Source organism: Streptomyces katrae, assembly GCF_002028425.1.
GTDB lineage: Bacteria > Actinomycetota > Actinomycetes > Streptomycetales > Streptomycetaceae > Streptomyces > Streptomyces katrae_A.
This window is the reverse complement of sequence record NZ_CP020042.1, coordinates 68446-89553: the sequence shown is the minus strand read 5'-3', so window position 1 is coordinate 89553 and position 21108 is coordinate 68446. Positions and strand designations below refer to the sequence as shown.

The 21108-nt window shown below is 68.9% G+C and carries 23 protein-coding genes and 5 pseudogenes; 13 read left to right on the top strand and 15 right to left on the bottom strand.

Annotated elements, in window-relative coordinates:
• The first annotated feature begins 220 nt into the window (after positions 1–220).
• Complete coding sequence (locus tag B4U46_RS00475) at positions 221–877, top strand: TetR/AcrR family transcriptional regulator (protein ID WP_079423066.1); 657 nt, start codon at positions 221–223, stop codon at positions 875–877.
• Positions 874–2373 (top strand): MFS transporter, encoded by a 1500-nt coding sequence (locus tag B4U46_RS00470; RefSeq protein WP_079423064.1) that lies wholly within the window; start codon positions 874–876, stop codon positions 2371–2373. The genes B4U46_RS00475 and B4U46_RS00470 overlap by 4 nt, the downstream gene beginning before the upstream one ends.
• On the opposite strand, the pseudogene B4U46_RS40505 reads toward B4U46_RS00470, so the two are convergent.
• Together B4U46_RS40505 and B4U46_RS00460 are read right to left on the bottom strand one after the other, a co-directional pair.
• Positions 2266–2849, bottom strand: a pseudogene (locus B4U46_RS40505) (transposase); the annotation flags it as partial. The gene B4U46_RS00470 and the pseudogene B4U46_RS40505 sit on opposite strands and share 108 nt — an antisense overlap.
• 84 nt (positions 2850–2933) lie before the next feature.
• Complete coding sequence (locus B4U46_RS00460) at positions 2934–4031, bottom strand: ArsR/SmtB family transcription factor (RefSeq protein WP_079423062.1); 1098 nt, start codon at positions 4029–4031, stop codon at positions 2934–2936.
• A gap of 56 nt (positions 4032–4087) precedes the next feature.
• Between B4U46_RS00460 and B4U46_RS00455 the strand changes: the two genes are divergently transcribed.
• Together B4U46_RS00455 and B4U46_RS00450 are read left to right on the top strand one after the other, a co-directional pair.
• Positions 4088–4855, top strand: a complete 768-nt coding sequence (locus B4U46_RS00455; RefSeq protein ID WP_079423060.1) for an SDR family NAD(P)-dependent oxidoreductase — start codon at positions 4088–4090, stop codon at positions 4853–4855.
• Positions 4856–4871: 16 nt separating this feature from the next.
• Positions 4872–6200, top strand: coding sequence for an MFS transporter (locus tag B4U46_RS00450; RefSeq protein WP_107438387.1), 1329 nt, complete (start codon positions 4872–4874; stop codon positions 6198–6200).
• Here B4U46_RS00450 and B4U46_RS40500 read toward each other — a convergent pair.
• Both B4U46_RS40500 and B4U46_RS00440 read right to left on the bottom strand, forming a co-directional pair.
• A complete protein-coding gene (locus B4U46_RS40500; RefSeq protein WP_398909036.1) occupies positions 6118–6336 on the bottom strand; it encodes a Tn3 family transposase in 219 nt (72 codons plus the stop codon). The two genes, B4U46_RS00450 and B4U46_RS40500, sit on opposite strands and share 83 nt — an antisense overlap.
• 40 nt (positions 6337–6376) lie before the next feature.
• A complete protein-coding gene (locus tag B4U46_RS00440; RefSeq protein ID WP_079423054.1) occupies positions 6377–7111 on the bottom strand; it encodes a Tn3 family transposase in 735 nt (244 codons plus the stop codon).
• 736 nt (positions 7112–7847) lie between these two features.
• On the opposite strand from B4U46_RS00440, the pseudogene B4U46_RS40495 reads away from it, so the two are divergent.
• The 3 genes and pseudogenes from B4U46_RS40495 to B4U46_RS00425 form a co-directional block, all read left to right on the top strand.
• Positions 7848–7931: pseudogene (locus B4U46_RS40495) on the top strand (hypothetical protein); the annotation flags it as partial.
• 260 nt (positions 7932–8191) lie between these two features.
• Positions 8192–8815: a hypothetical protein gene (locus tag B4U46_RS38590; protein ID WP_237293408.1), complete on the top strand. Its 624-nt coding sequence runs from the start codon at positions 8192–8194 to the stop codon at positions 8813–8815.
• A 38-nt stretch (positions 8816–8853) separates the two neighbouring features.
• Positions 8854–9129, top strand: coding sequence for a hypothetical protein (locus tag B4U46_RS00425; RefSeq protein ID WP_079423050.1), 276 nt, complete (start codon positions 8854–8856; stop codon positions 9127–9129).
• Between the two features lie 93 nt (positions 9130–9222).
• Here B4U46_RS00425 and B4U46_RS40490 read toward each other — a convergent pair.
• Positions 9223–9486 (bottom strand): annotated as a pseudogene (locus tag B4U46_RS40490) (DUF4158 domain-containing protein); the annotation flags it as partial.
• A 287-nt stretch (positions 9487–9773) separates the two neighbouring features.
• Here B4U46_RS40490 and B4U46_RS38585 point away from each other — a divergent pair.
• Positions 9774–10085, top strand: a pseudogene (locus B4U46_RS38585) (transposase); the annotation flags it as partial.
• On the opposite strand, the gene B4U46_RS00410 reads toward B4U46_RS38585, so the two are convergent.
• The 3 genes from B4U46_RS00410 to B4U46_RS00400 form a co-directional block, all read right to left on the bottom strand.
• Positions 10039–10521, bottom strand: a complete 483-nt coding sequence (locus B4U46_RS00410; protein ID WP_237292432.1) for a hypothetical protein — start codon at positions 10519–10521, stop codon at positions 10039–10041. The pseudogene B4U46_RS38585 and the gene B4U46_RS00410 sit on opposite strands and share 47 nt — an antisense overlap.
• Positions 10522–10570: 49 nt before the next feature.
• Positions 10571–10966, bottom strand: a complete 396-nt coding sequence (locus B4U46_RS00405; protein WP_079423046.1) for a hypothetical protein — start codon at positions 10964–10966, stop codon at positions 10571–10573.
• 79 nt (positions 10967–11045) lie between these two features.
• Positions 11046–11978 carry a hypothetical protein gene (locus tag B4U46_RS00400; RefSeq protein ID WP_079423045.1) on the bottom strand — a complete coding sequence of 311 codons (933 nt, stop codon included), beginning with the start codon at positions 11976–11978 and terminating at the stop codon, positions 11046–11048.
• A gap of 716 nt (positions 11979–12694) precedes the next feature.
• Here B4U46_RS00400 and B4U46_RS00395 point away from each other — a divergent pair.
• Entirely contained in the window at positions 12695–13243 is a 549-nt protein-coding gene (locus B4U46_RS00395; RefSeq protein ID WP_311736960.1) for a hypothetical protein, read from the top strand.
• 91 nt (positions 13244–13334) lie between these two features.
• On the opposite strand, the pseudogene B4U46_RS38580 reads toward B4U46_RS00395, so the two are convergent.
• A pseudogene (locus tag B4U46_RS38580) lies at positions 13335–13520 on the bottom strand (helix-turn-helix domain-containing protein); the annotation flags it as partial.
• 365 nt (positions 13521–13885) lie between these two features.
• Here B4U46_RS38580 and B4U46_RS38575 point away from each other — a divergent pair.
• Positions 13886–14230: a hypothetical protein gene (locus B4U46_RS38575; protein ID WP_237292430.1), complete on the top strand. Its 345-nt coding sequence runs from the start codon at positions 13886–13888 to the stop codon at positions 14228–14230.
• A 252-nt stretch (positions 14231–14482) separates the two neighbouring features.
• Here the strand turns inward: B4U46_RS38575 and B4U46_RS00380 are convergent, their stop codons facing one another.
• The 5 genes from B4U46_RS00380 to B4U46_RS00355 form a co-directional block, all read right to left on the bottom strand.
• The gene (locus B4U46_RS00380; protein WP_123995964.1) at positions 14483–15145 is read right to left on the bottom strand and encodes a hypothetical protein; all 663 of its coding nucleotides are present in this window, start codon (positions 15143–15145) and stop codon (positions 14483–14485) included.
• A gap of 448 nt (positions 15146–15593) precedes the next feature.
• Complete coding sequence (locus B4U46_RS38210) at positions 15594–16775, bottom strand: 3'-5' exonuclease (RefSeq protein ID WP_208949805.1); 1182 nt, start codon at positions 16773–16775, stop codon at positions 15594–15596.
• Positions 16727–17131, bottom strand: coding sequence for a hypothetical protein (locus B4U46_RS00365; protein ID WP_079423037.1), 405 nt, complete (start codon positions 17129–17131; stop codon positions 16727–16729). Before B4U46_RS00365 ends, B4U46_RS38210 begins: the two co-directional genes overlap by 49 nt.
• Complete coding sequence (locus B4U46_RS00360) at positions 17128–17496, bottom strand: hypothetical protein (RefSeq protein WP_079423035.1); 369 nt, start codon at positions 17494–17496, stop codon at positions 17128–17130. Before B4U46_RS00360 ends, B4U46_RS00365 begins: the two co-directional genes overlap by 4 nt.
• Before the next feature lie 130 nt (positions 17497–17626).
• Positions 17627–18355, bottom strand: coding sequence for an SMI1/KNR4 family protein (locus tag B4U46_RS00355; protein ID WP_079423033.1), 729 nt, complete (start codon positions 18353–18355; stop codon positions 17627–17629).
• Positions 18356–18564: 209 nt separating this feature from the next.
• Here B4U46_RS00355 and B4U46_RS00350 point away from each other — a divergent pair, with 209 nt between their 5' ends.
• Complete coding sequence (locus B4U46_RS00350; RefSeq protein ID WP_079423031.1) at positions 18565–19149, top strand: hypothetical protein; 585 nt, start codon at positions 18565–18567, stop codon at positions 19147–19149.
• Positions 19150–19254: 105 nt separating this feature from the next.
• Here the strand turns inward: B4U46_RS00350 and B4U46_RS00345 are convergent, their stop codons facing one another.
• The gene (locus B4U46_RS00345) at positions 19255–20265 is read right to left on the bottom strand and encodes a quinone oxidoreductase family protein (RefSeq protein ID WP_079423029.1); all 1011 of its coding nucleotides are present in this window, start codon (positions 20263–20265) and stop codon (positions 19255–19257) included.
• 150 nt (positions 20266–20415) lie between these two features.
• Between B4U46_RS00345 and B4U46_RS00340 the strand changes: the two genes are divergently transcribed.
• Positions 20416–20784, top strand: coding sequence for a hypothetical protein (locus B4U46_RS00340; RefSeq protein WP_237292428.1), 369 nt, complete (start codon positions 20416–20418; stop codon positions 20782–20784).
• 33 nt (positions 20785–20817) lie between these two features.
• Positions 20818–21057 (top strand): hypothetical protein, encoded by a 240-nt coding sequence (locus tag B4U46_RS00335; RefSeq protein ID WP_079423027.1) that lies wholly within the window; start codon positions 20818–20820, stop codon positions 21055–21057.
• Positions 21058–21108 lie beyond the last annotated feature (51 nt).

Below are 21108 nucleotides of genomic sequence, written 5' to 3'. Positions count from 1 at the left end.
CCCCGTTGCCCCCTTCCCCTTTTGGCCCGTATGCCGGTCGGACCGGCTCGTCAGGTCATCGCCGATGCTCGAACTGGCGTTCCGACTATCAGGCATGACCATTCCCGGTCAGCGTGCCGCCGTGAGCGAGCGAGCCGAGGCAGACCCCGCCACCCGCTGAGCAGAATGATCACTCACCAATGGGTAGACAGTGTCTACGAATCCACGGTAGACACTGTCTATGACTGATGAGAGCTCCCTTCGGGAGCGGTTGATCGATGCCGGTGTCGACCTTGTGCTGACCGAGGGCTCCGCGTCCGTGGGCCTGCGGGAAATAGCCCGTCGAGCGGGGGTGTCGCACGGGGCGCCGCGTCGGTACTTCCCCACGCACCACGCGCTGCTCTCGGCTATCGGCCGTCGCGGCTTCGAGGACCTCGCAGCCATGTTCGAGGCCGCGGTCGCCGGCACGACCACACCGCGCGGCCAGCTGGAGGCCCTGGCGCGGGCGTACGTCGGGTACGCACTGGAACGCCGCGGCATGTTCGAACTCATGTGGCGGCACGACCTGCTCGACGGCGCGGCGCAGGCATCGGACCAACCGAGGCTGCGCGAGTCGACCCTCCCGCTGTTCGGGCACTTCACCGGACTCGTCGCCCGATGCCTATCGGAGCGGGATGCCGCGCGAAGCGCCGACGGGCCGAACGAGGCCGGACCTCCGCCTGCGGTGACTGCCGCCGCCCTGTGGTCGAACCTGCACGGCATGGCCCAGCTGTGGGCCTGGGGCAGCTTGCAACTCGCCCTCGGGGCCCCACCGCTGGGCGGTGACCCTGGCGACGACCAACGCGACCGGCTCATCGCGGCAGTTCTGGACGCCCATCTCGGCCCGGTGACCTCATGACCGCACCCGTACGGCGGCAGATTGCACTTCTGGTCAGCGTGGTCGGCGCGGTGATCGTCGCACTGGACGGAACCATCCTCCTCATGGCGCAGCCCGGCATGCAGCGTGATCTCGGCGCGAGCATGGCGCAGATCCAGTGGACGAGCACCGGCTATCTGGTCGCCGTGGCCGCGTTGCTTGTGATCGCCGGGCGCCTCGGGGACCGGTACGGGCACCCGCGCCTGCTGTTCGTCGGCGTCCTCGGTTTCGGGGCTGCCTCGGCCGGGATCGCGCTCGCGCCGGGCGTCGGCTGGGTGATCGTCCTGCGCGCGGTGCAAGGCGGGTTCGCCGCGTTCCTGCAACCTGCGACGCTCGCGCTGCTACGGCTGGCGTATCCCGCGGACCGGCTCGGCAAGCCGATCGCCATCCGCACCAGTGCGATCGCGGTGGCGGCAGGGTCCGGTCCGCTCCTGGGCGGTGTTCTCGTGGCTCATCTGGGATGGCGCGCCGTCTTCTGGGTCAACGTGCCCCTCGCGTTCGTCATCGCCGTCCTCGCCCTCGCCGTACGGACACCGGCACCTCAACGTGCCAACTCTCCACGGCTCAACCTCACCAGCGCCGGCCTGCTGGCGGTCGCGCTCGCAATCCTGGTCCACGCCTTGGCCGACATACCCGCACGGGGGTGGACCGCCGCGCCGACGCTGCTCGAAATCCTCGCCGTCATCGGCATCGCAACGGTGCTCGCCTGCCACGAACGCCGCACCACACACCCGATCGTTCCACCAGCCGTAGCGCGGTCCGTACCGGTGACCGCGTCGATGGCGATCCTGCTGGTCACCACCGCCGGCCTGTTCGGCGCGCTGTTCAGGGCCACCTTCTACCTCCAGGACGTACTTCGACTCGACCCGCTCGCCAGCGGTCTGCGCGTACTCCCGCTGACCGTGCTCATGGTCCTCGGCTCACCCGCCGCGGTCGCCGCACTGCGCCGGTACGGTGCGCGCCGCACCGCGATCGCCGGTACGGTCCTCGTCGTGGTCGGCATGGTCGGCATCGCGGGGCTGTCCCGGCTCGATCCCGCCAGCACATGGATGGCCATGGCTGCAGCCTTTGCCGCCATCGGTGCCGGATTCGCCACCGTGATGGTCACCGCCACCGGGACCGTCGTCGGTGACGCGCCGCCCGGGTACGCCGGGGTCGTCAGCGGGCTCAAGCAGACCGCCATGAACATCGGGCCGACCCTCGGCATCGCCGTCGCGGCCAGCGCAACCGGCACCGCTGCTTCAACCATGAGCTCCACTCTGCTGATCCTGGCCGCACTCGCCGCTCTCGGCCTGCTGCCCGCGTCGCGGCTGCCCCGGCACCCGGCCCGCCAAGAAGGAGACGACACGACCGCCTCACGCCCGGCGCAAGCGATCCTCGACCTCGGCGGGGCGGGCAGTGATGGACACCATGCCGCGGATGACGCCCCGCCCGGTGGGCCGGCGGGCGACCTTCGGACGGCGCATGGGCCTGCCTGACCGCAGCCGCTGGGTGAGGCTGCGGTCGATCGCCTGGCGCCGGCGAGGATCGTAGAGCGAGAGGTAGATCGCTTCGTGCGCGATCTGCATGGAGGCGTCACCAGGAAACTACCGTCCCAGCCATCCTGCGATCTGCTCGGGTGACCAGCACAGAGCCAGCTTGGCTTCCACCAGGGCGCGTAGAGATGGCCGTTGGGCGAGCTTGGCCTGTTTGGGGCGGCGCCCGCGTTCGTAGGCGGCTGCATCGGCCGTGGCGGCTCGGTAGCGGTCCCGGCCGCCGTTGCGGGCGATCTCGCGGGAGACGGTCGACGAGGATCGGCCCAGCCGCTTGGCCAGCTGCCGCTCTGGTACAAGAAGCGACGGGCGTGCTGCATCGGCGCCCCGAGTGCCCGCCCGATCAAGCTGAACGACTGCCCCTCACGCCAGCGTCTCCATATCTCGTCCTGCTGAGCTGGCGAAAACCCGTAGTCACGCACCTGTGCCTCCACGATCACGTGATCATCCGTGGGTGGTGCGTTGATCACTTGAGGGTGCCAACGTTTGCCGACAGGGTGAGTCGGTCAGCGGACGGGTGGGGAACCAGTCAGCGGCTTGGTGGAGTGGATAGTCGCCCGGCCAGGCGGGGTTGGGCGGAGGCGGACTGCTGAACCCCAGCTGTCGTGAGTTCGCGGTTCGGTAGCGGTGGTCGTGAGTTGGTCGCCGAGTGCGCTTCTCCGGTACAGCACATGCCGTCCGTCACGTGTCCGGGTGACCAGTCCTGTGGAGTGCAGGACACGCAGGTGTTGAGAGACCGCGCTTGGGGTGACCCTGAGACGGCGGGCGAGCTCTACGGTGGGCAACGGCTCTTCCAGGAGGCTGAGCAGTCTCGCTCGGGATGAGCCGAGGAGAGACACCAGGGCGGTTGCGTCGACGGTCGGCATCTCCGAGCCCCACAGCGTGGCTACTCCCCGGCTGGGATAGACGAGGCTCGGAGGCTCGTCCGGGCTGACGGGGGGCGCGGGTTTGTGTGCGAACACGGACGGCAGGAGCAACAGCCCCCGGCCAGATGCCGCAACCCGATGCCTGCTGATCATCTTGCGGATATACAGTTCTCCGCCTTGCCAGCGCAGGTTCGGGTGCATGTCGGCGAACAGCAGTCGGGCGCCCCCCAGAGCGAGCTGGCGGGCGCGGTAGGTCATGTCGGCTTCCAGCACCAGTCGCATCTGCGGCCACACCGGCTTGATGGCCACCTCCCAGTACTGCCGCAGGAGATCGCAGATGGCGTCGCGGAGTCTGGCGACAGGTGCGTCTTCGGCAGCGGTGGCGTCGCGGAGCGCTTCGGGAACAGGATCGGGTGCGTGCGCAAGCAGCAGGTCGTGGCGGACCCGAGCGCAGGACGCTTGACGGACGACGGAGAGTTCTTCTTCGAAAGCCGGCGCGAAACTCGTGGGATTCGGGGTCAGGAAGTCGGGGAGGGTACGCCGCTGGGCGACCAGGGACATCAGTAGACCGGTGTCGAGCGTGCCGAGTCTGCCGAGTACGGACCTGCGCCAGGGCAGGTGCAGCGCGGACAGGCCCGGATCCTGGAGCACTCGCAGGCTGAATAGGGTTTCGTGCAGGGGGGAGAGGGCGAAGCGGGTGTCCGCGAGGTCCTCGACGCCGAGCACAAAGCTGATCATTAAGCCATACGCTACAACGATTGGCGACGCACCGTCGATGCCGTGGACTTCCTCCCATGACACACACAACTCATCTGCAGCGGACGGCGGTTGTCACCGGTGCTGCCCGCGGCATCGGCGCCGCTGTGGCCAGGCGCCTGGCGGGCGACGGCTTGGCGGTCGGCGTGATCGATCTGGACGAGGCGGACTGCGCCGATACCGTGGATGCCATCACAAGTGTCGGCGGGGCAGCGCTGGCCGTCGCCGCTGATGTCGCCGACGAGGCCGCGGTCACTGCGGCCGTCGCCCGGATCGCCGCCGCGTTCGGGCCGCCGACGGTGCTGGTCAACAACGCCGGCATCGGACCCCGTGCCGACCTTGTGGACATGACCACGCAGCAGTGGGACACGGTCGTGGGGATCAACCTCAGCGGCCCCTTCTTCGCCGCCCGTGCCGTCTGCCCGCACATGGTGACGGCCGGTTGGGGACGTATCGTCAACATGTCGAGCATCTCCGCGGTCGGTGATGCTGGCCGCGTCGACTACGCCAGCGCGAAGGCGGGCTTGATCGGATTCACCAAGTCCCTCGCTCTCCAGCTCGGACCGCATGGCGTGACTGCGAACGCCATCGCGCCGGGATTCGTCGTGAGCGACATGACCAGGGCCTCAGCCCGGCGGCTCGGCCTGAGCTTCGAGGAGTTCCGGCACAGGGCAGAGCAGTCCATCCCGGTCGGCCGGGTGGGCCTGCCTGACGACATCGCGCATACCGCCTCCTTCCTCGTAAGTCCCGGGGCGGGGTTCGTCTCCGGCCAGGTCATCTACGTAGCGGGCGGGCCGGTGGACTGAAGGTATGAGCCGCCGGATGGTCCTGATCCTGGCTGTCACGTGCGCCGTGGCGGTGGGCAACATCTACTTTCCGCAGGCCATCGGTCCGCTGCTCGCCGCCGGGCTGCATGTGTCGCCCGATTCGGCCGCTGCGGTGGTGACCGCCACACAGGCCGGCTACACGGCCGGGATGGTCTTGCTGGTGCCGCTTGGCGACCGGCTCCCGCACCGCTCGTTCCTCGTCGTCCTCCTCGCCCTGACCGGCTTGGCACTGCTCGCAGCGGGTTGCGCGCCGGCTCTGCCGGCACTCATTGCCGCCAGCACCCTTGTCGGCCTGGCCACCGTGGGCGCGCAGATCGTCGGCCCTCTGGCGGCTGGTCTCGTGGCCGCTGACCGCCAAGGAGCGGTGATCGGCACCCTGTTGAGCGGATCGACCGGCGGCATGCTGCTGGCCCGGACCTTCAGCGGCACGCTCGGTGAGTGGCTGGGCTGGCGGGCCCCCTACCTGGTCGCCGCGGTCCTGGCCCTGCTCCTCGCCACCGTCTTAGCGTTCGCGGTGCCGACCACAACCCCGTCCTCCCGCCAGCGGTACACAGCACTCCTGGCCGAGCCACTGCGTCTGCTGCGCACCGAGCCAGACCTGCGCCGCTCGTGCTTCTACCAGGCGACCGTCTTCGCCGGGTTCTCCGCGGTCTGGACCTGCCTGGCGCTCCTGCTCGCCGGACCGGCTTACGGGCTGGGTGCCCAGGCGGTAGGAATGATCGCCCTGGTCGGAGCAGCGACCATGGTCTGCACCCCGCTCGCCGGCCGTCTGGTGGACCGCTACGGCCCCGATCCAGTGAACCTGGTCTGCATGCTTGGCGTCCTCATCTCGGCCGCGATCCTCACCATTGGTGCCCGGGGCGGCACATTGGGTCTGGCCGCCCTGATACTCGGCACGCTGCTCCTCGACACCGCGATGCAGTCCGGCATGGTCGCCAATCAAGTCCGCGTCTACGCCCTGCGCACCGACGCCCGCAGCAGGCTCAACACCGCCTACATGACCTGCGCCTACCTGGGCGGCAGCACAGGTTCCTGGCTCGGGATACACGTCTGGAGCCAGGCTGGCTGGTGGGGCGTGTGCGTGCTCGTCGCGCTGCTCGCCGCACTCGCCCTGGCCCGCCACCTACGGGCGCTGTACAAGTTCGAGGAAAGCCCGGCCAGGACCCGTGTCACGCATGCGGATGGCCGCGGTCACCGCCCTGATGCCGGTGGAAGTGATCAGGCCTCGTACGGCGCCTCCGCTACTCGGCCTCGCCGTCGTCTGACTCGTCGTGGACGTGGGGGTCACGCAACGGGCGCAGCCCAGGCGCCGCGGGCCGGGTGAAGGCGTAGCAGCCGAGGAAGTTGACGTGGTCGTACTGAAGCGGGGAGAGCCGGGCGAGCAGTTCGTCGGTGACGGGGAAGCCGTCGGCGGCGAGCTGCTTGACGGCGGCGTCGATGTGGAGGCTGTTGAACAGCACGACAGCGTTGAGCGCCAGGCCGAGGACGCCGAGCTGGTCCTCATTCCCTCGCGGTAGTGCTGGCGCGGTTCGCCGCGCTGGCCGAAGAAGATCTCCGGGCGAGGCGGTGGCGGGCCTCGGTGACGTTGAGCTGGGCGCCGATCATCCGCCGGTATCCCTCGTCAGATACGAACTGGAGCAGGTGCAGGGTTTTGAAGATCCGTCCGTAGTGGGCGAACGCGTCGCCCAGCCCGGTCGGTTTGCCGTCGCGGGAGAGCATGCGGATCAGGTCGTGGCCACGGACCTCGCCCAGGGTCAGGGAACCGGCCACACGGAGCATGTCGCCCCAGTTGGCGCGGATGCGGTCCAGACGGATGGTGTGGTTCGAGACCGGCTGGAGCGGCCCGTAGTCGGCAGCGGTGTTCGTACGCCACAGCCGGGCGTCGGATATGTCGGCGATCCTCGGCGAGAACTGGTAGCCGCAGATGGCGAACAGGCCGAAGACGATGTCGGAGTACGACGCCGTGTCCGTGATGACCGTCTCCGGCTTCGGGCCGCCGTCACGGGCGTGGATGGCGTCCAGGATGAACAGCGAGTCACGCAGCGTGCCCGGCACCACCACCCCGCCGAGCCCCATCACTTGGTCGTTGACGACGTTCAGCCACGTGGCGCCCTTGTGCCGCAGGCCGAAGTACCGGGGATTCGAACCCGCGTACAGTGTCTGCACGGGAACCGTGAACCGGATGCCGTCGGCGGAGGCGACCAGGCCGCCACCCCACGCCCGTACGACGTCAATCTACGCTTGCGCCTCGATGAACAGGCCGTTCGCCGCCGAGATGTTCTCGGCACGGAAGTAGCCCTGGTCCACTTCCCGTTCGCGGTCTGCTTGGTGATACCCGCGGCGGCGCCGATCTCGCTCCAGCTCCCGCCCCGCTCGTTCTCGACGACGACAGCGGCCTCCACGACCCGGCCGGCGAGGTGGCGCAGGTTCAAGGCGTCCTGCAGGGTCTCGCCCTTGTCCCGGAGGGTCCGGGGTGGAGCGGGAAGTCCTGCAGGATCGCGTGGGCCAGATCGCTGAGCGCGTCGGCGTGGGCCACGTACGCCTCGTCGAGCGGGGCGAGTCTGGTGGTCGTGCTTGAGGAGCACGGCCAGAGCGCGGTCGCCGTTGATCTTGCGCGTCCACGCGGCGATGGTCTGGCTGTCGATGCCCGCCTCGGCGGCGACGGCGGCGGTGGTCGTGTCGGCGACGCGGAGCCCGGCGGCCTCCCAGTCGGCGAGGGCGGGCCATGATGGTGGTCTGGCCCGTTCCGGCGATGCCCTCGACTTGTCGGTCATGCCTGCGTGCCGGGCCGGCCCCGCGACGGTGACCCTGCCCGGTCACCAGTGGGTGAGGTCCACGAGGTGGCGGCAGTGCGGATCCTCCGTTTCCCCGGACGTCTGCCCTTCCTCGCCGAGCAGGGACATCGCGTGGTCGACGTGCTCCCGACCGTGAAGCCGGGCCGCTGGCCGTCTGGCTGGTCCGTCACCCCGGTGTGGAGATCATCTGCCGGGACCGGGCGGGCGCCTACGCCGAGGGCGCCCACCGCGGTGCCCCCGACGCTGTGCAGGTCGCTGACCGGTTCCATCTGTGGCAGGGCCTCGGCCGAGCCGTGGAGACCTGTGTCGCCGCCCATCGCGACTGCCTGCGTAATCCCTCGGTCAGCGGGCCGTTGGCGGAGGCACCCGACTGGCGACCGGTCGGCCGCAGGACGACCCGGCGCTGCTCGGCCGGCGCACCGAGCGAAAGAAGGCAGCGCGTGCCCTGGTCCACGAGCTCCTTTCCCAAGGTCACTCACGCCGGGCGATCGCCCGGCACCTGGGGTGAGGCCTCAACACGGTGCTCCGGTACGCGAACGCCGCGCACTGGCAGGACACCTTCCGTGAAAACCGGCCCCGGCCCAGCAGGCTCGACGCCTACAAGCCCTACCTGGAGCGACGCTTCGCCGAGGGATGCACCAGCGGCACCCAGCTGCACGGCGAGCTGCTTGCCGACCACGCCCCGGTCACCTACGGCATGGTCCGCGCACACGTCGCGACCCTGCGCGGGGCTCCGCCCGAGGCGCCGCCCCGGCCGCCGACGGTGCGACAGGTGACCGGCTGGCTCACCCGTCACCCCGCCACCTTGACCGAGGAGGACAGCACCGCCCTGAAAGACGTTCTGACTCGCTGCCCCGAGCTGGCCAGAGCCGCCGGACACGTCCGCGACTTCGGGGAGATACTCAGCAGCCGGCTCGGCAACAGACTCCCTGCCTGGATCGACGCAGTCGATGCCAGCCGGCTACCCGGCCTCACCGGCTTCGCAATCCACCTGCTCCGAAACCTCGACGCAGTAACAGCCGGCTCACCCTGGACTGGAGCTCGGGCAGTATCGAGGGCGCCGTCAACCGCAAAGAAGATCAAGAGGCAGCTCTACGGTCGAGCCGGATTCGAACTGCTCCGAAAAATGATCCTGCTTCAGTGACACGTCGCTTGTTTCGACGACCGGTCTACCGTTGGGCCATGACATGGAGCGAAGCGGAGTATGTCGACTGCCTTCAAGCCGAACGGCGCGGCTACGCACGGGTAATGCAGCGTCACGGCGGGCTAACACCGGAGGAGGCCAGGGCGGCCGCCCTGGAGCATTACCCGTACGAGCCAGCCGAGGCGCCATTCCGCGGGCTGATCTTCCACGACGAGGCATGGCACTGGGCGATGCTGGCGATCCACGGCGATCAGTACGTAGTGGAGCACCCTGAGCTGGTTGATCCGTCACCTGACTACGATGCCCTTGAGTAGCCAATCAGCGACCGCATTCGAACATCGAGGTAACCTTCCGCGACCGCTCCCCACGATCTGTGCCAGAACCCGCTCCTGACCAACAAAGCCATCCGCTTCCCGTACCGACGCCACCAGCTGGGCCAGCCGGCTCACCCCCTGCAGCAGCACCCGCCGCTCGCGCAGCCACGCCGCCAGTTCCTCCCGGACCTCGGCGAAGTCCCGCCAGCCGCCGTCCTGCTGGATCTCCCCGGCATGCGAGCGGGCCCGTGCCGTCGCGCTCCCCGTACTCCTGCAGGACCGAGGCGTATGCGATTCCCAGTTGCTCGGCCAGGTACTCGGCCCGGCCACCTCCACCGGCACCTGCCGCGGGTCCGGCGGGCGCCGGCACGGGCAGAGCTGGAGCGATTCTTCTTCCTGGACGACGCGGACGGGGCTGTCGGCGCCGATGAGGATCCCGGACAACGCCCTGGGCTGCTCGCGGCTCCTCATTTGATCCAACGACCGTAGCGGAAAACCCGGTCCCCGAGAGCCCGGGCATGGCCGGCTCGGACCCGGTAAGGGGGTACCTGTACTCGTCTGGGTCGTGGACGGATCCGGTGGCCCGCGTCGTGGAACGCGCTCGGGAGATCGTGGACGGGCACGCGCCGCTGAAGGTCACGCTCAGGCAGGTGATGTATCGCCTCGCTGCCGAGGGCGTGCTGCCGCACACGCCGCCGATGTACCGCCGGTTGGTCCTCGCCACCCACCACGCCCAACGACTCGGCCGCCACAGGTGGGTCGTCGAACGGACCGTGTCCTGGCTCGCCGGCTGCCGTCGGCTCCACCGCCGCTACGAGCGCAAGGCCGAACACTTCCTCGCCTTCGTCGGCATAGCCTCAGCCCTCATCTGCCAACCGCAGACTCGTCCGTGTGGACGGGCAGGAACAGTCAGCGTGAGGCCCCGACACTGGCGACCCAGACTCCGAACGGCATGAACTCCGGCCCGGTCCCAGTCTTCACCGAGACGCTCTGCACGTCGTCCAGATCCAACCAGGCGATGGAGCCTGGCTCGCTGTTGGCCAGAAAGCCCTCGACGACCGGACCGAGGTCGTCGGAAGCCACATAGGTACCGCTGAACGGCAACGCATCCGGGGGCACAGAACCGGTCGAGCACCGAAGCTGCCCGGCCTGTGCGTCGTGCCACACGTAGAACGTCGCCACGCCGGGAAAGCCCAGATCCCGAATGCGTTCCTGGATGGCAGCAGCAGTCCGTTCGAAGGCAGCGACCACCGCGGCGACGGACAACGAACTCCTGTCCTCGTCCGCCGTACTCAGCGACCAGGTGTTGGTCTCCCACTCCACCCGCCGGTCAGCCGGCTCCAGGACCAGGGGCTCGGCCGCCACCTCAGCAATCCACGTCAACAGCACCACAGCAGTATCCTGCACGGCTCGGCCCGAGAGCCACCGAAAGAAACGACGTCTAAGCCGAGAACTCCTTCAGCCGGTTGACCTCTGCCGCGTGTTCGCTGAGTCGATGCCCGGTACTGCCCGAGGTGTAGAGGACCGTGCCCACCACGGTCGTCGGGAGCGAGAGCAGCAGCAGGGCGAGGAGCTCTGCCCAGTCGCGTTCGGCGGCGCAACGGGTGCCCTCGGCGTCGGCGTAGCCCTCGTAAGGGCGGCCCCGTTCGGTCTCCTTCGTGTAGAACACCCGGGACTGGCACTTCGCGTCGTTGCCTCCCGTCACGGAGTAGGGGAGCAGCAACTGGGCGGCGATCCAGATCCAGATGCCAGCAGAGGCGGTCAACAGACAGAAACCCCAGGCCTGCTTGCGCCGGGCGCGCTTACGGAATGCGTTGTCGTATACCAGCGCTCTCATACGGCCGAAGGTAGCAGCCAGTTCGGCCGGAGGGGCCTGGCGGATCCTGCCACGGCCCCGCGATCCCGGCGGGCCGGCCTCAGCACCGCAGGCGCCTTGTCCGTTCGGGAACGGTGATGGAAGCGCGAGTCTTCGCGGCGTACAGCTCCTGGCCGCAGGCCTGAACCGAGCGAGGCGTCTCCCTGCGGGGGAAGCGAAGCTCCAGCTCGCCCGCCTCGCCCTGGGTACTTCTCAGCTTGACGAGGCACGACTCACCCCGCTGCGTGCACGCGCACCATCGGTCCTCGACCTTGATCTGCATGCCCCATTCCGGGTCGGTCAGCAGGTGGACGAGTTCGTCGTGGTGGAGGGTGCCAGGGGTGGGCTGGTGGATGTGGTCGGTGATCGACTGCTCTCCGCCGTTGTCGGGGTTGGTCCAGGATGTGGTGGACAGGGCGATTCCGGCGGCAGACCACAGGCCCACCCGCCTGAGCAGGGCGCTGGCCAGCCAGGCTGAGGCCTCGGCGCGCCGGGAACGGGGAACCCTCCCGACCCCAGCGCCGGCCGCGTAGAGCCGCTCGTGGTGTGTCCAGGAGTGGGGCGACCCGAGGTGGCACAGAACGTCGCCCGCCTTCGCCGCCTGCTGGAAGGGGGCGGCCGCGGCCGTCCTCGGTGCGCTGCCGCTCGCGGCCACGGCATGCGAGCGAGCGGATCCGTCTCCCCGCTCGCTCGCCACCCGGTGCCTGCGCCTGAGCTCCTCCAGGAGCCGCCGCTCCTCGTCCGTGGGGCCTGAGTCCGGGTCCCGGGCCCACGCGGCGGCCAGGAGCTGCCGCTCCCGCGGTGAAAGGTAGGAACACCTCCCGACCATCGGGGCCGGACCCCTCGGTCCGGCGACCGGTTGGCTGAGGTCCAGCAGCATGCCGGCCCGGTTCTCGCCGTGCGCGTCGAAGGGGCACCAGAACACCTGGAGCAGATCGCGGTCCTCCGGCCCCGCGAGTAGGTCGGGTACCTCCGGCACGGGCGGCTGCGTCATCGCCCTGACGACCTCCCACGACCGGCGCCAGCGCAGTCGCCCCCGTAGCGGCGGTCAAGATCACTTGTCAATCGGTCAAGATCACCTGACAGAGGACACCCACCAGGCGCCCCTGAGCGGGGCCGCCGCCGACCTGGCCGCGGCCCCGCTTCGCTGTGTCCGGGACCCGGCGCATTTGTCCCCCGGACGAGTGAATCCGTCCTCGCGTATACGGGCGCAGCAGGGATACATACCCCCCAACTAACCCTAGAACGTAGGTATTTGATAGTTTCCGGGATATAACGGCATCTTTCGGGCACCGCCCGGGGCGGGCGGTGCGATGGAGGGAGACGCAGCGTGGGCAAGCGCACGGAGTACGACCGGGACCAGGCCGCGCGGCTCGGGGTGCGAGGCCGAAGTTCCGCTGGGCGGTGGCCTCCGGGGTGGTGCCTGCCCCGGACGCCCGGCCGGGCCTGTGGTCGCGGGCGGCGGTGGAAGCGATGGACGCGGAGGCGGTCCGCGTCTGCCCGCGCGAGGGACCCGATCCACTCTGGGACCGAGGTCAACTCCTCAGGACAGTAGGTACGTTCGGAGGAGACAGGGCAGGAGATGCCCACTGGATCGAAGGGGCAAAGATGTCCGGCTCTACCAAATCCCCCGAGCCAACCGAGCGAATCCGCGCGGCCTGGAGAGCCGCGCACAACCCCGTCGCGGGGGTTGCACGCTGGACGCGCGTCATGGCCTACGCCATTCCGCTCCTCGTCCTGCCGTCCAGCCTCTGGCGGGTCGCGACCGGAGTGCTCCACCTGCCCCTCGACGGCGGCGAGGCAGCGCATGGAACCGGGTCGCTGCCGCTCGGGGTGCCGCCTGAGTTGTACGTCGTCTTCCTGTCCGTCCTGTCCGAAGTTTTGGCGTTCACCGCGGTGGGGCTGGTCGCCACGTGGGGCGAGGTGTTCCCGACCTGGCTTCCTGGCTTGCGCGGACGCCCGGTGCCGACGGCCGCCGCGGTCGCCCCGGCAGCCATCGGTGCGACGATGCTGACGGTCCTGTGGACGGCCCTTGGCATCGCGATCGTCACCGGACACACACTTCGCGGCGACCCGCTCCCCAGCGCCTTCCCCACGCAGTCGCACGACTGGCGGGCCGCGCTGTTCACTCTCTGCTACGCCCCTGTGCTGCTCTGGGGGCCACTGTTGGCGGCGGTCACCGCGGCCTACGCGTGGCGCAGACACCGGCTCCGTGCCGTCCCAACCACCATGGCACGGTCCGAGGCCGTCCTCCGCTGACTGCAGGCGCGTCGAGTGGACGTGCCGACGACGCCAGCCTGAACATGAATGACCGAACTCAGCCGGCACCCGAGCAATGCTGGAGACCTGCCCCGGCCTCACCGCGCTCGCGCCACTGGCGCCGCCACCGCTCCACGGACCGCTCGCTGACCCGCAACGCGGCAGCGATCTCCCCGTTCCTCTGCCCGCCCTCGAAGCGTTCCACGGCCTGCAGCCGGACTCGCTCCCGCGCGGCCCTCCCAGCGTCGGTCGACCCGCCGCCCTGCGCGTATCTCACGGTCCAGAGCTACCGGAACGGCCCTCCCACCGTCAGCCAAACGACTCCGACATCACCCAATCAAGTTCAGTAGCCGTTTGTCGGGACTCCCGCGAGTTCCTTCTGCTCGAACCATCATCTTCTGACCTGCGACGCTGATGAGCGGGGGTTCACTCGATCGCCTGGAGACTTCGACGTTCCGTCGAGATTCCTGACGTTCTGCCGCTATCCATGACGCATGGTCGTTTGCAGTGAGCTGAGGCGTCGATGACGCTCGCGGTCGTCCGGTCGATCGGTACCCCTCGGCGACTGACGACGCACAGGAGTACGAGGACTTCGAGCAGGAGCTGGTCGACCAGTTCCTGCTTGCCGGGGTCGGCGCCGGGATGGCGGACAGTTCGATCGCCGACGACCGGCAGGCGATCTTCGAGTACGTGCGGTTCCTCGGCCGGCCGGTATGGACGAGCGGTCCGGAGGATGCCGATCGGTTCCTCGCGGACCAGCGCAAGGTCAAACGGCTTCTCGCGCACAGCACGGTCCAGAGCAAGGCGTGGACGCTGGCGCAGTTCTTCGACCTCCTGATCGCCCGCTACCAGGGCGACATCCATGCTCTGACCGGTCACGTGCTGGTGCAGCCGATCGACGAGTTCAACCGGACGGCCAAAAGCGAGTACGGAACCCAGCGCATCCCGCCCTCCGATGGCGAGGTGGAGCAGCTGTTCAACGGGTGACGGGAGTCGTTGGGGAGCGCGAGGAAGTTCCTGCCCGCGGCCCGGGACTGCATGGCCGGGCGAACTCCTCAGCTGGCTCGCGACCAAGGCGGTCGATGCGCACCGATGCTTCGATGACGGGGACGTCCATCTGGGATGGATCCGGTTCTGCGAAGAGGCTCAGCCCAAGCCACTGGTGGTGCGTGACGGTGCAGCCGTCTGGCCTTGGTAGCCGGGAACGATTTGGAGCAGACTCCAAGGGAAGCGGGGAACCTAGCCGGGCGTGACTTTGCTCAATGCCTTGTCGATGTGCTTGTCGACAAGGCCTGGGCTGCCCATGAGGAGCACCGCCACGTTGCCCTTACGGATGGCGATCTGCTTCACGATCATCGTGCCTCCGGGCCCGCGCATGGTGATGATGACGCCGTGGCGTTCGTCCCCCAGATCGGGAACCACTGCCTTCGCGGCCGTCGCGTCGATCGGGGACATGCCCGAGGTGATGGTGAACGACGGGCAGGCAGCATAGGCGTCGTACACCGTGCGGAGCTGGGCGGAAAGGTTCGCGGGGGAGTCGCTGTCGAGTTCCTCGCTCATGCCGGACTCGGTGCCATAGGCGAAGCCGGTCTTCACCTGGACCGCGGACTTCAGCTCTCCGGTGCTGTTGCCGGTGGACAGCTTCTCCAGGGCGGGGCAGCCAGCAATACCGTAGTTGTCCTTGTCAGCGGCGTCCGAGGGGTCCTCGCTGTAGCCGGCGCCCAGGTCGACGGGCTTCAGCAGCATGGCCTTCAACGCGGCCGACGCCACCGGCGCCTGCGGCTGCGTCGCCGGCCGCGGCTCTGCCGACCTTGACTGCTCCGTCTTCGCCGGCTCCGTCGTCGCTGCAGACGTCCCGCTGCAAGCGCTGGTGGCCAGGAGCGCTCCAGCGAGGATCGACATGCCCCACGTCCTGGTGGAGCGACGGCTACGACGGCGGTCCATGTGCGCAATCTCCCTCTGGTTGATCACCATCCACCCTATCGCGCCCCTTCGGGCAGCTCTGCCGTGGCACGATCGCGCCCGCGCGCTCGATGGATGCCACCGCCACCGCCGGGGCGCTACGCAGGACGGTCGGTCTCACGCCGGCCTGCACCGCGCCCACCGATCCGTCGGCGGCGTGAGCTACGCCCGGAGCACTCCCTAAGACCCGTGAGCGATCCAGCCCTGCCCGCAGACGTCTCCCAGGCAAGTCAGATGGCGGCCCCATGCAACGTGCGAACGGGCACGGGACCGCCGCTGCCCGTGCGTCCTGTCTGTCACGGGCACCGCGACCCTACGGCTCCCCGCCCAAGTGAGCTCCTGGGTATCGTCCACCCGGGTGTGTCGCCGCGTTGGCGTCCGGCATCGACTACGCGGGAGCAGCCTCGCCCGTCAACTGCCCCGGGACAGGGGCGGCCAGGGCGGTCCCGATGGGCGGCCCTGGAACGGGCTCGCCGTGCGCGGCCGGCCGGGGCGTGAACGTCGACCCACGGCCTTTTGCCATGCGCTTCAAAAGTTCAAGTAATGCGAGGCAGTCGCCGGCCGCGCGGTGGCCGCCGCCGAGCCGCAGCCACCGGTTCGAGCCGAGCCACGCGGCGTACGCCTCCATGAGGCAGTACCAGGACTCGCGGGGCTCCAGGTGCCCGGGCTTCTTCCCGGCCCGCTGGACGTCGCCGAGGATGACGGCGCGGTCGAACTCCGCGTTGTAGGCGCAGATGATCCGGTCCGTGGTGACCTTCCGCAGGCGCGGGAGGACCTTTTCGAAGGGCCTCGCCGTGTCCACGTCCTCGTCGGAGATGCCGTGCACGTGCCGGGCTCCCTCGGTGATCGGGACGGTGGGCTTCACCAGGGTGTCCTGGAGCACCTTGCCGGTGGCCGCGTCGATGACGGCGAGCTCGATCGTTTGTCCGAATAGGTCGGTGGTCTCGGTGTCCAGCACGACCGCGACGCCCGGCTCCAGGAGCTGGCGGGCTCGGCGGGTGATCCGGCCCCACAGGGGGCATAGGGTGATCTCGTCGGCGTAGGAGCCGACGGCCGGGTCGGCGGCGAGCAGCTGACGGACGGTCGCCTTTGTCGGCCCCTCCTCGGTGCGCGCCCAGTCCAGCTCCCACCCGCCCGAGTACGGGGAGTGCCACGCCCACACCACCGTGCCGTACCAGTTGGCGAGCTGCTGGCAGAAGGCCTTCACCGCGTCGGCGCGGGTGGGCGCCAGCTTGGCGTACTCGCGCAGCGGAGATGGCACGCCCTTGCCCAGACCTCGGCGGCCTCCCAGTCCACCGGGCATGTCCCGCAGGTCGCGGACGTCGCCGAGCCGGAAGAGGGCCACCGTGACGGTCCGCCGCTGGCCGACCGCCTTCTCATAGGTCTCGGCGGGCTCGATCCACCCGGCCGCCTCCACATACCGCCAGTCGCTGGGCCGGATCTCCAGGACGTCGGCGGCGGCCTGCGCGGTGAGGTACTGCTCGCCGTCGGCCTCCGCGGCGAGCTTGTCCAGGTCGGCGATCAGGTACCGCCCATCAAGGCCGATGGTGATACGGCCCTCGCGGCCCATGCGGGCGATGTCGCTCCAGTGCCACCCGATCCGACGCCGCCCGCCTCGTCCCGGGGCAGGGACGCCTCCTGCCACGCGACCCGCTTGGCGACGATCGAGCGGATCAGCTCGACATCGAGCTCCCGCGCGGTCGCCGTGGAGTACATCGGCCAGCCCTTGTAGGAGTCGACCTCGACCAGGTGCTCCTGCTCGACGAGCGTGGCGATGTCCGCAGCGTGCACCGGCTCCCCGGTGAGCTCGGCGAGCATGGTGGCGATCCGGTGCGCCCCGAGTGCCTCCGGGACGTACGGCTCCTGCTGCGGGACCGCCGCGGTGGCCGCGGCCGTCGTGGTCTCGGTGGTGGTGTCCGTCGTCACGGGCGATGCTCCTTCTCGGGGGTCGTCGTGGTGCGGTGATCCTTCTGGGTGCCGAGCCGGTAAACGGCGTCGACCTCGGCGGTGAGACGGGCGCGGGCGCGGACGAGCTTCTGGGCTACCGCGCGTTTGGCGGCCCGTGTACGGGCCAGTGCCTTCGCCTGGCGCTGCCCCTGCTCGGTGAGGGTCCGCAGCATCTCCTCGTAGTGCGCCGTCTGCTCGGCGGCGATCTGCGCGCTGGGCCGCTGCGGGGTCTTGTGGCCGGTCCTGGGGGCGAGCCTCCGCTCCTGCTGCTCACGCGCGAAGCTGACGAGCTCGGCGGCGACGACCCACTTGGTCCGCTTGTGCAGCGACCCGGTGAGCAGCACGAGGGCGGGGAAGTTCCTGTGTAATACCGACTCCTACCGCCTCGCCACCACCCGCGCCCGGACCGCACCGCAGCCCTTGGGCTGACTCCAGCCGCGGCACCTTGGCCGAGATAGGAGGGCTTGGACATGGTCAGCGATAGTCGTTGAGCCAGTCTCCCGGAATCAGATCCCGAACGCGCTCGAGGCCTTCTGTCGTCCGGCCGCGGGCAAAAATGACTGCGCTGGCGTCGTCACGGAGCAGGGCGTCCTGGCCCAGGAACCACCGGCTCCCGTGTTCCTCCTCGCCGATGGGATACACCGGGAACGGCAGCCGGACGAAGTTCTCCTCCAGCGACTCGACGTCACGGTCATCCGCGTCGAGGAAGTCGCAGAGATCTCCATCAGCCTGCAGGTATTCGGACAGAACGACCTCAACGAAGGCCAGGGAAAGCCGCTCCAGCCAGCCTTCCCATCGCTCGGCGCTCCCATCAGCCAGGTTCGTCCGGAAGAACACTGCGGGGTCGTCATTCTGGAGGCTGTCGAGGAGGATGCCCCAGGAGACAGCGCCCTGATTCTCATGCCGGAAGACCAGGGCCGCCTTGGCGTCATCCACATATAGCTCCGTCGGGCCGAGCAGCACGTCGTGGTTACTGGTCAGATCCCGGCGGCGTCCGAACAGCAGATACGCCTCGCGCAATGCAGCTGGCAGCCGAACCCCAAGCCTCTCCTCGGCCGCGGTCAGATCGACCTCTGTCCACCCGTCAGCGCTCTCTAGTGGGCTGGCCCAATGCGCAGCGAAGCCCTGGATGAAGGTCCATGCGCCGCTGCGTCCCCCGATGCCCTCAACGAGGGAGGCAGCAAGATCGAACTCTTGTGTCATGCCAAGACGATATCCGTCCCGCTCAACAGCCCCTCCATGCCTCTACACACCGGCCATGCGTTCTCGGAACTCAACAACATTCTCGACCCGATTGATCAACATCTGTTGCCCGAACTCGGCATCAACCGTTCCCGCTTCACACCGACGAAGCCACGGAGTGGCTGTCCCAGTGCGCGGCACCGCACAACGAAGCCGTCGCGCTGCGCAACATGTTCAAAACGCTCAGGAGCCAACGGCTGCTGTTCGCCAACCCCGCACGTGGCCTGAGCCTGGGGGCCAGGCCCGCCTCGGTGCCCACGCCGCTGAGCCCCGAGGCGATCCAGACATTAGCCGCGGCCGCCGAGGGCGACCCCGCCCTGAAGCTGCTGGTCGCCCTCATCGGCATTCACGCGCTCTACCCCCACCAGGCCCGTGAGTTGCCCTTGGCTGCCGTCGACTTCACCGGCGGCCGGCTCGTGCACGGCGACATCGACCACCCCCTCGACGCCTTCACCCGTCAGGCCGCCGCCGACTACATCCGACGCCGCCACTCACGCTGGCCGCACACCCGCAACCCCCACCTGTTCCTCAGCTCGCAGACCGCCCACTCCTGCACGCCGGTCACCATCGGCTGGATGCAGCCCTTGCTCAAGGACCTTCCGGTCACCGCCCAACGACTCCGCGAGGACCGGATCCTCGAAGAGGCCGCCGTCACCGGGGCCGACCCGCAACACCTGTGCGCGGTTTTCAACATCACCCCCGACACCGGACTGCGCTACACCCGGACATTCCACCCCGACCCCTTGTCCGACTGAGACCAGGAGGACACGCCTGTTGTGATTGATCCCCAATGAGGGGTGTGACCCAGATACGCCAGAAACCCGCCACAACTTGATCTTGGCCTGCTGAGTGCCTGACGATCAGCTCTGCGTCTCCTCGCGGCGTCCCATAGCGGCCGCATCGGGTATGACGAGCAGCTTGCCGGTGGTACGCCGAGCCTCCAGATCGCTGTGGGCCTGGGCGGCCTCGGACAAGGCGTAGCGGCCCGTTACGGTGACCTCCAGCGCCTTGGAGCGCACCCACTCGAACACATCGGCGGCTCGTCGGAGCAGTTCGGACCGATCGGCGATGAAGTGCCCGAGGCTGGGCCGGATCAGGGTCAGCGAACCGCCGTGGGCGAGCCGAATCGGATCAAACGGCGGCACGGCACCACTTGCCGCGCCGAAGAGCACGAGATGGCCGCGGGTTCGCAGGCTGGCGAGGCTCGCATCGAAGGTGTGCGCGCCGACGCCGTCGAAGACGACCGGCAGTCCCTGACCGCCGTTGAGCCGTCTCACCTCGGCTGCGAGATCGTCGACCGCGGAGGAAAGGATCACCTCGGCGGCCCCGGCACGCTTGGCCAGCTCGGCCTTCGCCGTGGTCGACGTCGTGCCGATCACCCTGCCGCCGAGATGGGTGATGAGCTGGGTCAGAAGCAGCCCCATGCCACCGGCAGCCGCATGCACGAGCACCGTGTCGCCCCCCTGAACCGGGTAGGCGTCCTTGACGAGATAGTGCGCGGTCATGCCTTGGAGGAGCACGGCGGCGGCTGTCTCGAAGCCGATATCGTCGGGCAGCGGCACCAGCCGGGAGGAGTCCACGACGGCCCGCTCGGCATAAGTGCCGGGAATCTCCACCCAACCGACCCGGTCCCCGACCGCGACGTCAGCGACGCCGGGTCCGACTTCGACGACCGTGCCAGCGCCCTCAGCGCCCGGGGTGAAGGGCAGCGGAAGGCTGTACCGGCCTTCGCGGTGGTAGACGTCGAGGAAGTTGACCCCGGACGCGGCGACCTCCACGACCGCCTCGTCCGGACCCGGCCTCGGCTGGTCCACCTTGGCCACCTGCAGCACCTCGGGACCGCCCACTTCGTACACCTGAATCGCTCGCATGACCCTCCAATGATCGGCTTTCCCCCACCAACCCCGTTGATGGCGATCCGATTCCCGGCAAGCAGACCAGCCCGCGGCCCCCGCCGAGAGCTGAGACGCCTGCTTTGCACGCAGGTCTGGGACAGGAGACCGAGGCTGTGTGTATGGCGGGTGCCTGACCCCGCAGTCCGTCAGGTTGGATGGCACCGTGGCGAGACGACCCAAGACGAAGAAGAAGCGGCCCCCTTCGGCATACCGAAGGAGATCATCCTGCTGACTGGGCAAGACGTGTGGCCCTACACGTTCATCGCCGACGACTCGGGTGGCGGATGCGGCAAGGTCCCGGTGCCCGCCGACGCGGCCTCCGAGGAGGTACAGACGGCGATCTTCACACACCTTGCGGACCTTACCCGCATATTCCGCGGCGTTGAGATCGACGTTGAGTGGTCCTCCCTGACGCCGGACTCGTGGGTAGGCCACATCCGGCGTGTCACCGCGGAGGAGCCTGCTCCGCCTGGCGCGGTACCTAAAGTCGGCTGATCACGGATCGGCTCACCGGGCACCGAAAACGTCATGCACTTCAACACCGAATCAGTCGGAACCGAGCCGTACACAGCCGAGGATCCCGGTCGGCAGGGCCAAGTTCGTGGTGCCAGCGCCTCAGAAATCGCGAACTCAGGCGCTTTCGTCGGCGACTACATCGGAGACTTCACCCGCTCGGAGATCGGCTACGCCCGGAGCCTCGGCAAGCCGGTTCGCTTCACGCACCCCGAGGTCGACCCAGAGAACAAGATGCTGAAGGCGGCCCAGTGACCGACCCCACGATCTCCTTGCTTCCCTCTCAAGCGCCTGCTGCCTCAGAGC

Bases quoted from the DNA above. Each gene is read 5' to 3' on its own strand.
- B4U46_RS00475 (WP_079423066.1), top strand. From the start codon at position 221: ATGACTGATGAGAGCTCCCTTCGGGAGCGGTTGATCGATGCCGGTGTC.
- B4U46_RS00470 (WP_079423064.1), top strand. From the start codon at position 874: ATGACCGCACCCGTACGGCGGCAGATTGCACTTCTGGTCAGCGTGGTC.
- B4U46_RS00460 (WP_079423062.1), bottom strand. From the start codon at position 4,031: ATGATCAGCTTTGTGCTCGGCGTCGAGGACCTCGCGGACACCCGCTTC.
- B4U46_RS00455 (WP_079423060.1), top strand. From the start codon at position 4,088: ATGACACACACAACTCATCTGCAGCGGACGGCGGTTGTCACCGGTGCT.
- B4U46_RS00450 (WP_107438387.1), top strand. From the start codon at position 4,872: ATGGTCCTGATCCTGGCTGTCACGTGCGCCGTGGCGGTGGGCAACATC.
- B4U46_RS00425 (WP_079423050.1), top strand. From the start codon at position 8,854: ATGACATGGAGCGAAGCGGAGTATGTCGACTGCCTTCAAGCCGAACGG.
- B4U46_RS00405 (WP_079423046.1), bottom strand. From the start codon at position 10,966: ATGAGAGCGCTGGTATACGACAACGCATTCCGTAAGCGCGCCCGGCGC.
- B4U46_RS00400 (WP_079423045.1), bottom strand. From the start codon at position 11,978: ATGACGCAGCCGCCCGTGCCGGAGGTACCCGACCTACTCGCGGGGCCG.
- B4U46_RS00395 (WP_311736960.1), top strand. From the start codon at position 12,695: ATGGCCTACGCCATTCCGCTCCTCGTCCTGCCGTCCAGCCTCTGGCGG.
- B4U46_RS38575 (WP_237292430.1), top strand. From the start codon at position 13,886: ATGGCGGACAGTTCGATCGCCGACGACCGGCAGGCGATCTTCGAGTAC.
- B4U46_RS00380 (WP_123995964.1), bottom strand. From the start codon at position 15,145: ATGTCGATCCTCGCTGGAGCGCTCCTGGCCACCAGCGCTTGCAGCGGG.
- B4U46_RS38210 (WP_208949805.1), bottom strand. From the start codon at position 16,775: ATGGGCCGCGAGGGCCGTATCACCATCGGCCTTGATGGGCGGTACCTG.
- B4U46_RS00355 (WP_079423033.1), bottom strand. From the start codon at position 18,355: ATGACACAAGAGTTCGATCTTGCTGCCTCCCTCGTTGAGGGCATCGGG.
- B4U46_RS00350 (WP_079423031.1), top strand. From the start codon at position 18,565: ATGTTCAAAACGCTCAGGAGCCAACGGCTGCTGTTCGCCAACCCCGCA.
- B4U46_RS00345 (WP_079423029.1), bottom strand. From the start codon at position 20,265: ATGCGAGCGATTCAGGTGTACGAAGTGGGCGGTCCCGAGGTGCTGCAG.
- B4U46_RS00335 (WP_079423027.1), top strand. From the start codon at position 20,818: ATGCACTTCAACACCGAATCAGTCGGAACCGAGCCGTACACAGCCGAG.